The following is a 352-nucleotide window of genomic DNA, read 5'->3' as shown; positions in this document are numbered from 1 at the left end:
CACACCCGCGCCAAGGGGCCACGTAGGGTCCGCACCGGATACGCTCTGAATCACCAAGTCGTCGATGAAGTAACTGACGAAGTTCGAGGCAAAGAACTTGAGGCGGTTAGCAATCTGTCCTGTGGTGAAGTTGTCAGCGCTCCACGTCACAGGAATATCTTGCTGAACGGTAGCCCCGTTAATCGTGTACGTTGCGCTCATCACTGCCGATGAAGCTGTGCTCGTCGTACTGTAGTACGAGAACTGAAGCTGAACCCAGTAGTACGTGTTCAACTGTATGTTGAAGTTGTATGGGGAACTCGTCGGACTGTTGACGTTAGTAACGAGCTGAAGGTTCGTGCCGCCTGATGAC

At 52.8% G+C, this 352-nt stretch carries 1 protein-coding gene; it reads right to left on the bottom strand.

What is annotated here, in order from left to right; genetic code table 11:
• A partial coding sequence (locus AC1RO3_RS08895) for a hypothetical protein (protein WP_481764065.1) occupies window positions 1–201 on the bottom strand: 201 nt, incomplete at its 3' end.
• Between the last annotated feature and the right edge of the window lie 151 nt (window positions 202–352).

This window comes from Dellaglioa sp. CoH-57-MRSF-19 (assembly GCF_056781975.1).
The sequence above is the reverse complement of the archived record's forward strand: the minus strand, read 5'-3'. Positions and strand labels throughout refer to the sequence as shown.